The sequence below is a fragment of the Aeromonas sp. HMWF014 genome (genome assembly GCF_963878295.1).
Lineage (GTDB): Bacteria > Pseudomonadota > Gammaproteobacteria > Enterobacterales > Aeromonadaceae > Aeromonas > Aeromonas popoffii.
In genome coordinates, this window is sequence record NZ_CAWNYS010000325.1 from 1 (window position 1) to 4652 (window position 4652).

At 62.9% G+C, this 4652-nt stretch carries 5 protein-coding genes; 4 read left to right on the plus strand and 1 reads right to left on the minus strand.

All coding sequences use genetic code 11. From position 1 onward, the window contains the following. Nucleotides 1–453 (minus strand): LysR family transcriptional regulator (locus tag AAC083_RS13820; RefSeq protein ID WP_146181674.1); only part of this gene is annotated, 453 nt, incomplete at its 3' end. Nucleotides 454–530: 77 nt separating this feature from the next. Here AAC083_RS13820 and AAC083_RS13825 point away from each other — a divergent pair. The 4 genes from AAC083_RS13825 to AAC083_RS13840 form a co-directional block, all read left to right on the plus strand. Continuing rightward, nucleotides 531–1148, plus strand: coding sequence for a LysE family translocator (locus AAC083_RS13825; protein ID WP_108536893.1), 618 nt, complete (start codon nt 531–533; stop codon nt 1146–1148). 117 nt (nt 1149–1265) lie between these two features. Next, nucleotides 1266–2660 carry a D-arabinono-1,4-lactone oxidase gene (locus tag AAC083_RS13830; RefSeq protein ID WP_108536894.1) on the plus strand — a complete coding sequence of 465 codons (1395 nt, stop codon included), beginning with the start codon at nt 1266–1268 and terminating at the stop codon, nt 2658–2660. Between the two features lie 9 nt (nt 2661–2669). Then, the gene (locus tag AAC083_RS13835; protein ID WP_181364750.1) at nt 2670–3797 is read left to right on the plus strand and encodes a CobW family GTP-binding protein; all 1128 of its coding nucleotides are present in this window, start codon (nt 2670–2672) and stop codon (nt 3795–3797) included. Nucleotides 3798–3858: 61 nt separating this feature from the next. Beyond that, the coding region (locus tag AAC083_RS13840) for an MFS transporter (protein WP_146181675.1) at nt 3859–4652 on the plus strand (794 nt) is incomplete at its 3' end.

Here is a 4652-nt window from a genome sequence, read left to right on the forward strand (position 1 = left end):
GGCGAGGTCTATGCCGTTGCCAAAGCTGAGGGCGCCACCGCCCGCCATCAGATGCACGTCCAGCTCGGGATGCAGGGCTTGAAAGGCAGGCCAGCGCGGGATCAGCCAGCGCATCAGCAGGGTGGGCTCGCAGGAGATGACCAGCGACTGGGGCTTGCTCTGCTGGCGCAGCGCCTGCACCGTCTCCCGGATCCTGCCCAGCCCTTCCCTGACGGCCTCATGTAGCCTGCTGCCCGCCTCGGTCAGAAAGACCCGGCGCTGGCGGCGCTCGAACAGCCCGATCCCCAGCTCCTCCTCCAGCAGGCGTACTGCCCGGCTGATGGCGCCATGGGTGAGATGCAGCTCATCGGCGGCGCGGCTGAAGTTTTCGGTGCGGGCCGCCACCTCGAAACAGCGCAGTGCCGTCAGGGAGGGGAGGGAGAGGTCTTTCTGTGAGTTATTATCACCATTCATGTCAGAAGTTATCGTTCGTTATTGGTGTGAATGCCAAATAAAATAGCCGATATCTCTCAGCATCAGGACTCTTTTTCATGACCGAACTGTTAGCCGTAGTGGCCATTACCTTCTTTGCCGTCATCAGCCCGGGGCCCGATTTTGCCATGGTGTCGCGCAACAGCCTGCTGCTCTCCCGTCGCACCGGCGTGCTGACGGCGCTCGGCATAGCGGCCGGGGTCTGTGTCCATGTGACCTACACACTGCTGGGGGTCGGCCTGCTGATCCAGCAGTCGCTCTGGTTGTTCAACCTCATCAAGCTGGCAGGGGCTGCCTACCTCATCTTCCTCGGCATCAAGATGTTGCGTGCCAGGCCTGTGACCCATGAGGAGATAGCCAGCCAGCCGACCCTCTCCAGCCTGGGGGCCCTGCGCACCGGGTTTCTGACCAATGTGCTCAACCCCAAGACCACCATCTTCATCGTCAGCCTGTTTATGCAGGTGGTGCGACCGGACACGCCCCTTGGCGTCCAGCTCGGCTATGGTGCCTTCATAGCGCTGGCCCACGCCCTTTGGTTCAGTGCGGTGGCGCTTTTCTTCTCCACCGCGTCGGTACGGGCCCGTCTCTTGGCGGTGCGCCACTGGATCGATCGGGTGTTTGGCGGCTTGCTGGTGGGGTTTGGCATGCTGCTGGCACTGACCCAGCAATCGCGCTGAGGGAGTGGGTGAGTCATACCCCTTATCCACTCTCGACTGTAGGGGCTTGTTTTTCATGCCTTGTGGTCCGCTTTTCGGTAGAATTACCGCTCATTTTGAAGTCAGATGAGGCGCGGTATGACGGTCAAGTTCCAGGCATTTCACAGCATCAAGGCGATCAACAATCGGGAGGTGCTGTTCAACTGGTCCAGGACCAACCCCCTCGGCGCGCTGGATCAGGTGTGGCGCCCGACCCATAGCGACGAGCTGCAAGCGCTGCTGCGCGAACACCCCGGGCGCAAGCTGCGGCTGATCGGCTCAGGCCTCTCCTTCGAACCCATCCACAGCGTCTATGCCGAGGGCAGTCAGGCGCTGCTGGTGGATCTGTACCACCTGCGCGGCCAGCTGGCGAAAACCGCCGATACCGTCACCTATCAGGCGGGTACGCCGCTCGATACCATTTACGCTGATCTCATCGCCATGGAGCGGATGCTGCCCGCATCCCCCGGCGTCATTGGCATCCAGACCCTGGGCGGTGCCCTCAGCACCGGCACCCACGGTCAGGGGCTGCACCAGTCTGCCCTCTGCGATGCGGTGGAGGCGATGACTGTGATGCTGGCCAGTGGCGACATCATTTGCGTGGATCGCACCGATCCGCGCTTCGGCGCCTTCGTGATGGGGATGGGCATGCTCGGCATCCTGCTCGACGTCACCCTGCGTACCGTGCCCAACCGCATCATGCGCTGCACCAAGTTCACCACCGACTATCCCTTCCTGCTGGAACACAATGAGCGGCTCAACCGCGAGCACGGCTTCGTGAAGAGCTGGTGGTTCGCCTGGACCGGCGAGAGCCATATCTGGCTGGTGGATCCCGCCTCCGATGACGAGGTGGCCCGCTACCGCGCCGCTGGCAGCGAGCCGCTGCTGCTGGAGGGCGATATCGACGCCCGCATGAACGCCACCATAGATGCCACCCTGCAGAAGATGGCGAAAGACACCAAGGATGAGGCGCTGGCAGGGGAGCACTTCGAGACGGTGCGCCGTTTCAAGGATGCCTCCGACCTGGTGGGCAACGTCTACCAGATCCTCTGCAAGGGGATCCCGGCGCCCCAGATCAACTGCGAGGTGGCGGTGCCGCTCAATCGCATGACCGAGGCGCTGGAGACCCTGCAAGCGTGGCAGCAGGCCAATCCCGGCGTGTTGCACTACCCCTTTATCCTGCGCTGCACCGGCCCCTCCGAGGCCTGGCTCAGCGCTGCCCATGGTCAGTCGGTCTGCTGGGTGGGTTTTTTGGTCTATCTGGCGGCGGACGGCACCTTCGTCAACGGTTCCATGGAGCAGATGCGCGAGTTGCAGCAACTGCTGGTGCCGCTCGGCGGCATTCCCCATTTTGGCAAGCATCTGGCGATGGATCTCTACGACTTCCCGGCCCTGTTGCCACGCTGGAACGACTTTGTGGCTTTGAAGCGCGAGCTCGACCCTCACGGCCGCTTCGAAAACCGCTGGCTCAGCGACCTGTTTGCCAACCGGTAAGGACCCGACATGACCGATATGCAAGACACCCGTATCCCTGTGACCCTGCTGACCGGCTTTCTCGGCAGCGGCAAGACCACCTTGCTCAACCACTGGGTCAAGCAGCCTGAGCTTGGCGAGTGCGCCGTGCTGATCAACGAGTTCGGCTCGGTGGGGCTGGATCACCATCTGGTGCAGCAGGTGGACGAGCAGGTGGTGCTGCTCGATTCGGGCTGCATCTGCTGCTCGGTGCAAGGCTCCCTGATGGAGGCGCTGCAGGGGCTCTTCATGCGCGCCATCCAGCGAAAAATTAAGCCGTTCAAGCGACTTATCATAGAAACAACCGGCCTGGCCGATCCTGCTCCCGTGCTGTTTACCCTGCGCGAAGAGGGCTTTATCGCCCAGCGTTACCGCTTCGATGGCACTGTGACAGTGGTGGATGCCGGTCATATCGAACAGCAGTTGGCGGCTCAATATGAGGCGGTCAAGCAGGTGGCGCTGGCGGATCTGCTGGTGGTGAGCAAGGGGGATCTGGTGGATGGCGAACAGCTGGCGCGGGTCGAAGCCCAGCTGGCATCCCTCAACCCGGCGGCCCCCATCGAGCGGGTGACTAATGGCGAGTTGTCGCCAGCGGTGCTGGAGAAGCTCGGTGCCTACAACGAGGCGGCGGGGCGCGACGTGCGTCAGCTGCTGGCTTGGCTGCGCACCGAATCCCCGAAGCAGGGGCTGGCCTCGCCGATGCAGCCCAAGATGCAGCCATTCGCCGCCAAGGTGGGCACCGCCGCGCCGACCCATTTCGACCATGGCAACATCGAGAGCTTCTCCCTGCGCATCGGTGAGCCGCTCAAGCCGTCTCGCCTGCTGGCCGCCATCGATGCGGTGCAGGCCCAATATGGCGATGCCCTGCTGCGGCTCAAGGGGATCTTGCAGCTGGAGGGTGAAAGCCAACCTGTGGTGATCCACGGCGTCCATGGCCAGCTCTATCCGTTGCAGGCATTGGGCGACTGGCCTGAGGGCAAGGCCCAGTCCCGGCTGGTGTTTATCGTGAAAAGTCAGGACAAAGCGGGGATCGAGCGGCTGTTCCTTGATACGCTCAAGGCCCCCGAGCCCAGTCTGGAAGAGCGGCTCAAAGCCATGCTCGGCCAACCGGATGCCTGACAGGCTGATATGACCCGCTTGCGTGCGGGTCTTTTTTTATCTGAAGAGGAGGTGGTTGCTCATGCCCGATAGCACACACATGGTGACCCCTGCCCAACGCAAGTGGCTGCCGTTGCTGACGGCGGTCGGCTTCTTCATGCAGACTCTGGATGGCACCATCCTCAACACGGCCCTGCCCAGCATGGCCGAGACCCTGGGCGAGAGCCCGCTGCAGATGCAGTCGGTGATCATCGCCTATATGCTGACGGTGGCACTGCTCATTCCCGCCTCCGGCTGGCTGGCGGACAGGTTCGGCACCCGCCGCATCTATCTGGCCGCCATCCTGCTGTTCACCCTGGGTTCGTTGGCCTGCGCCGCCTCCAATACCCTGCCCATGCTGGTGGCGGCCCGGGTGCTGCAAGGCGTAGGTGGTGCCCTGCTGATGCCTGTGGGGCGCCTCGCCGTGCTGAGGGTCTACAGCAAGCACGAGTTGTTGCGGGTGATGTCGTTCGTCACCATTCCCGGGCTGGTGGGGCCCTTGATCGGCCCGGCACTGGGAGGCTGGCTGGTGGAGGTGGCGAGCTGGCACTGGGTGTTTCTCATCAATCTGCCGGTGGGAATCGTCGGCTTTATCGCCAGCTGGCACTTCATGCCCGACCTGCGGCAAGGCACGGCCAAGTTCGACTGGCAGGGGTTCGTGATGTTCAGTGCAGGTATGGTGCTGGTGTCGGTGGGCTTGCAGGGGCTGGGTGAGCACAGCATCTCCACCGGCTGGGCGCTGTTTGCGCTGATCTTCGGGTTGGCAGCGATGGCGAGTTACTGGCTCTATGCCGCCACTGCCAAGGAGCCACTGTTCAGTCTGGCGCTGTTCAAGAC

Bases quoted from the DNA above. Each gene is read 5' to 3' on its own strand.
- AAC083_RS13825 (WP_108536893.1), top strand. From the start codon at position 531: ATGACCGAACTGTTAGCCGTAGTGGCCATTACCTTCTTTGCCGTCATC.
- AAC083_RS13830 (WP_108536894.1), top strand. From the start codon at position 1,266: ATGACGGTCAAGTTCCAGGCATTTCACAGCATCAAGGCGATCAACAAT.
- AAC083_RS13835 (WP_181364750.1), top strand. From the start codon at position 2,670: ATGACCGATATGCAAGACACCCGTATCCCTGTGACCCTGCTGACCGGC.